The sequence below is a fragment of the Flavobacterium sp. genome (assembly GCF_044368995.1).
Lineage (GTDB): Bacteria > Bacteroidota > Bacteroidia > Flavobacteriales > Flavobacteriaceae > Flavobacterium.
On record NZ_JBIPMS010000123.1, the window covers coordinates 1 to 4,824 of the forward strand.

Genomic DNA, 4,824 nt, shown 5'->3' on the forward strand with positions numbered 1-4,824 from the left:
AAGGCGGTACACACGAAGTAATGGTAGAAGATACAGAAGGTTGTACTATATTAACCACAGAAGTATTAGTAATTGATTATCCTAAATATTTTACACCAAATGGCGATGGAATTCATGATACTTGGAACATAGTAGGATTGGATCAACCTGATGCTAAGATTTATATTTATGATAGATATGGTAAGTTATTAAAACAAATTACTCCAATAGCAACTAGCCAAGGTTGGGATGGAACTTATATAGGGTCAGTTCTTCCTTCAACAGATTATTGGTTTACTATTGACTACAAAGAAAAAGACCAACAAAAACAATTTAAAGCTCACTTCTCTTTAAAAAGATAACACGGTAAATATAAAAAAGGCTCCAAATTTCGGAGCCATTTTTATTTTATATTAAAAGTAATTTTAGTCTAACCAATTTTTAAAATCCCAAAAGTTTTGTGGGGCTACGCCGTGTCCTACAGGATATTCTTTATACATAATGCGCAAACCTAATTTCTCTAAATAAGGAGCGGTTTTTCTGGCCCATTCTATAGGTATTACTTGATCTTGTGTGCCGTGGGAAGCAAAAAATTCAATGTGATTTATTTGATTTAAATCGTAATTATCTGGCAATAACTGTTCATTTAAATAGCCGCTTAAAGCCACAACTTTATTAATTTTTGCTGGATAAGTAAACGCCATTCCATAACTTAAAATCGCACCTTGACTAAATCCTATTAATGAAATATTAGATTTATCTAAAGGTAATTTTTCAGAAATTTCATCAATAAAATTTGCGATCAATTGTAAAGATTCTTTGGCTTGTTCGTTATTTGAAAACTTATTTTCATCGGCATCAAAAGTAATTTCATACCAGGCATAGCCATAAGGTTGTAAATTATGAGGTGCACGAATCGAAATCACATAAACATCATCAGGTAATTGTGGAGCAAAAGAAAACAAATCTTCTTCATTACTTCCATAACCGTGTATTAATAGTAATGCGCCGTTTTTTTCTTTTATTTCTTTTGGCGCTTTTACCAAATATTCTAAACTCATAATTATAAATTTTTAAACCATTTTTGAAATTGTTCCCCCACAAGTGGCACCAATTTCATTTCATTATTCATAACGCCCGCAAAACTTATAATCCATAAGATTAGGAAAAATAACCAATAAGCTGTTGATACAAACCAACTGTCAAAATAGCCAATAAAATAACCACCCAAGTGAAAACACAAAAAGATGCCTAATGTCTGACGCGTGTAAAAACTAACAAAACCGTTCTTTTTTTCAGCATTCATCATTAGGGCTACGATTGTTCCGATGATCGTAAAATGAGCAATCATCGCGTTTACTTTATGTTCTTCCATTAGATTTGAATTTTATTATTACAGATAATTCCATATACTTTTCCTTTCATTTTTTTACCTAACATGATGGCGTTTTTAGAAAAAGAAAGTATGTTTTGTTTATCGAAAATCCAATCTTCACTAGGATTAAATAAGGTAAGTTCTGCTTTATTTCCCTCTGCAATTGTATTGTTTTCTATGTTGAAATAAGATTTCGCAGAAGTGAATTTATCTATAATAACTTCCGTTGGCAAAACTGTTTGTAAGGCACCAAAAGCACTTTCTAAACCAATTGAACCATAATCAGCTAAATCGTATTCTATTTGTTTCTGTTCTATGTTTACGGGGCAATGGTCGGAAGTAATGACTGAAATCACATTATTTAAAACACCTTCAATTAAAGCTTTTCTATCTGTTTCTGTACGAAGCGGCGGATAAATTTTAGTGTTTGAATTGAAATCTACTAATTCTTCATCCGTTAAAACCAAATTGTTTACAGAAACGCCACAAGTAATTTGTAATCCTTTCGCTTGAGCTTTCGCAATTAAATCTACCGAATTTTTCGTAGTAATGGTTGGAATGTGTAATTTTCCATTGGTATATTCTAATAAGGCGATGTTTCTTTCAATTTCAATTTCTTCTGCCATAGTTGGAATTCCTTTCAATCCTAATTTCGTTGAAACTTCCCCTTCATTTACAAATCCTTTTCCTTTTAGGTCTTTATTCATAGGTTGTACAAATAAAATTCCATTAAAATTATCTACATATTGAAATGCTATTTTTAACAAATTTGCATTTGTCATTGATTTTTTATAATCTCCAAAAGCTACCGCTCCGGCATTTTTCATATCGAAAAGTTCGGCTAAGTCGGTTCCATCGCTATTTTTGGTCAAACAACCTACAACGTGTATGTTTGTAATGCTTTTATGCGCTTTAGTTTTTATGAATTGAATTACCGCTTGGTTGTCAATCGCAGGATTTGTATTGGAATGTAAAAACACAGACGTAAAACCGCTTTTTGCAGCTACTTTTAGTCCGTTTTCTATGGTTTCAGTAGTTTCAAAACCAGGTTCTCCAAAAACTACCGAAGTATCTAACCAGCCTTGAGAAACATGTAAGTTCTCTTTTTCAATGACTTCAAAACCGTCTTTTTTTGTAATATTTTTTCCAATTTTAGAAATAATACCATTTGTAATTTCAATGTCAACTTGTTGCTTATGAAATGGGTTTTGACTTTCAAGTAGTGTCGCGTTTTTTAGTAAAAGATTCATTTTACAAATTTTTGGATTAGTAATTCAACTAGTAAAAGTAATAATGTAGCAAAGATAAAATATTTCCAAACTTCATTGCTAGTTCTTGAAGAATGAATATCAGAATAAAACGTAGATACAGCATTTACTTCTGTACACGAATCAAAATAATCAGTATTTATTTGCAATAAATCGCTTTCGTTTCTTGGATAATTGAAACTGATACTTTTAAGCGATTCTTTGTTTTTTAATACTTCGTAATTACCTGATTTCTCTGGAGAATTTCCAAAAGTAAGTTTGATTTTATTGTTCAATATTTGTTGCATTGGAATAAAACTATTTTCAGCATTTGTAACACTCAAAACATTATCTTTTGCAATGGTTTCGTTGATAATTGTGTAATTATTGTTACCAATTATAAAGGCATTTAACCCTGATTTATTATTGTTTTGTCCCATATTATAAAACGTGGGAACAATTAAAGGCGAATTTTGAAAGTTGGAATTTTCTTTGTTTAAAGAAGTTGAAAAGAAGTATAAATTCCCTAGTTTATTGGTGATATTTCCTAAAAAAACACTTTTGTCTTCGTATTGTAACACGGGCAAATTACTACCATTTACGTTAAAAGTCGCATTTGTTTTTGGATATTGAAAATTACTAACTTTTTTATCGAAAACGTTGGTATATATAGGATGATTGAAACTTATTTGGGTAATTTGTTTCTCTTTTGTTGTTTTTTCTGATAAAATAATGTTGCTAAAATTTCTCAAAAACAAATTGTAATTTGACTCGGAACTATTTACATCTGGTATAAAAATAATGGTTCCGCCTTTGCTGTAATAATTCTTTAAAGTTACCGATAACGCATTTGGAATAGTAGGTAATTCATTTAAAATTATGGCATCTGCATCATCAATTGCATTATAATTTAAGGTGTTTAATTCTGTTGAAGTAAAATTAAATTCCTCAGCAGTATAAATTCTTGATAAGAAATCGTTTTTAGTGCTATTTCCAACGGCAATTACATTCGATTTTTGAGGTTTCGAAATACTAAAATAAAACGAATTGTCATATGCTAAACTGTTGTCTTGTATGGAAACATAACCATGAAAATCTGTTTTTGGTATGGTAAATAAAATTTCTTTTTGAGGTTTCTCTTTCGAAATTAATGCTTTCCCAACTAATTTTTTACCATTATACATTGAAATTGGCACATCATTTTCAAAATCTCCGTACGATTTAATACTGATTTTTAATTCGTAAAACTGATCTAAAACCTGACTAATTTGTACGTTTTCAATAGCAATATTATTGGTTTCTTTAGCTTCAACCAATTGATAATACAAAGAAGACGTTTCACTTAAATTGGTTTTCAATTCCTCTTTTAAGCCAACTGCATCAGTAATAAATAAAATATCTTTCGGTATTCCAGGTTTTTTGGCCTCAATTCTGGTGATAATAGCTGCAGGATTGAATGGAGTAGAGGAGTAGTTTAAATTTTGTAGTTCTTTTTGAATGTTTTTAATATTCGTGTCGTAAAAATTCTCATCATTGGTAAGTACGGATAATTGTTGGTCTTCTGGTGTGTTTTCCAATATATCCTGAATGGTTCTTTTCAACAATTCGCCACTTTTACCTTTGACTTGCATCGAAAAGGAATTATCGATTACCAAAATCAGTTCGTTATTTTTTTTATCGAAATCTTTTGCTTTAAAAAAAGGTTGTGCGAAGGCAAAAATTAAAGCGGTTAAAAGTACTAATCGAGTTGCTAATAATAGCCATTTCTTAATTTTAGCGCTTTTACGGGTCTGAATTTGAAGTTCTTTCAGCAATTTAACATTAGTAAATTCTTGTTTTTTAAATCGTCTCAATTGAAAAAGATGCACCAAAATTGGTAGAATCAATAGAAATAAAAAATATAGAATTTCTGGGTTTTTAAATTGCATTTTTATTAAAGTTTTTCAAAAATACTAAAAATATCACCTTGTTGCAATTAGTTTTATATTAATTCACAACGATTCGAAGTTTATAATATGAATTTTGTCATGCTGAACTTGTTTCAGCATCTAATTAGACACTGAAATAAGTTCAGTGTGACAAGTCATTTACTTTTTCTTTTTCTTTTTCTTTTCGTCTCGTTTTCTTTCTATTCCTCGGTTTCTTGATGCTGTTTTTCTTGGCGTTCTTTTCCCTGGACCGCCTAAATTGACTTTACTATTTTTCTCCGATTTTTTCTCAAAA

At 30.3% G+C, this 4,824-nt stretch carries 5 protein-coding genes; 1 reads left to right on the forward strand and 4 read right to left on the reverse strand.

Features of this window, described 5'->3' with window-relative positions; translation table 11 throughout:
- Positions 1-341: T9SS type B sorting domain-containing protein (locus ACIQ2I_RS07925; RefSeq protein ID WP_396181883.1), on the forward strand; the 341-nt coding region annotated here is incomplete at its 5' end.
- Positions 342-404: 63 nt separating this feature from the next.
- On the opposite strand, the gene ACIQ2I_RS07930 is transcribed toward ACIQ2I_RS07925, so the two are convergent.
- Genes ACIQ2I_RS07930 through ACIQ2I_RS07945 form a run of 4 tightly spaced genes read right to left on the reverse strand, consistent with a single transcriptional unit; the run spans position 405 to position 4,529 of the window.
- Positions 405-1,040 carry an alpha/beta hydrolase gene (locus ACIQ2I_RS07930; RefSeq protein ID WP_396181884.1) on the reverse strand — a complete coding sequence of 212 codons (636 nt, stop codon included), beginning with the start codon at positions 1,038-1,040 and terminating at the stop codon, positions 405-407.
- Positions 1,041-1,042: 2 nt separating this feature from the next.
- Positions 1,043-1,354 (reverse strand): hypothetical protein, encoded by a 312-nt coding sequence (locus ACIQ2I_RS07935; protein ID WP_396181885.1) that lies wholly within the window; start codon positions 1,352-1,354, stop codon positions 1,043-1,045.
- The gene (locus ACIQ2I_RS07940) at positions 1,354-2,604 is read right to left on the reverse strand and encodes a dihydroorotase family protein (RefSeq protein ID WP_396181886.1); all 1,251 of its coding nucleotides are present in this window, start codon (positions 2,602-2,604) and stop codon (positions 1,354-1,356) included. Before ACIQ2I_RS07940 ends, ACIQ2I_RS07935 begins: the two co-directional genes overlap by 1 nt.
- Complete coding sequence (locus ACIQ2I_RS07945; protein ID WP_396181887.1) at positions 2,601-4,529, reverse strand: BatA domain-containing protein; 1,929 nt, start codon at positions 4,527-4,529, stop codon at positions 2,601-2,603. The genes ACIQ2I_RS07940 and ACIQ2I_RS07945 overlap by 4 nt, the downstream gene beginning before the upstream one ends.
- Positions 4,530-4,824 lie beyond the last annotated feature (295 nt).